This window comes from Glutamicibacter sp. 363 (genome assembly GCF_052379505.1).
Lineage (GTDB): Bacteria > Actinomycetota > Actinomycetes > Actinomycetales > Micrococcaceae > Glutamicibacter.
In genome coordinates this window covers 1-271 of record NZ_JBQSYR010000103.1, presented here as the reverse complement: position 1 = coordinate 271, position 271 = coordinate 1, and the positions used below count along the sequence as shown (strand labels likewise).

Annotated in this window: 1 protein-coding gene; it reads right to left on the bottom strand. The window is 57.9% G+C overall.

All coding sequences use genetic code 11. The annotated features are described in order from the left end of the window. Window positions 1–271: hypothetical protein (locus ACT3UA_RS19040; RefSeq protein WP_444617903.1), on the bottom strand; the 271-nt coding region annotated here is incomplete at both ends.

Sequence of the window (271 nt, the reverse complement as noted above, 5' to 3'; positions counted from 1 at the left end):
TGAAATAGTTTTCATGCCGCCACCGTGCACTCATACGAAACACGATCTCGGCTGCTGGCAGGTCCGTGTTGGTGGTGAGGATATGAATCTGGCGATGCTCTTGGCCGGTGGCTTCGCGGACCTGCTTCCCAGCGGCCACGATCCGGCTGATCTGCCGCATCTGGAAACAGGTTTCCTGACCCGCTGACCCGTAGGCCAGCGTGACGGTGGTGTCGGCAACCTTCCCGTACTCATGCTTGGTACCGAACTGATCAACGTACTCAACCTTGCT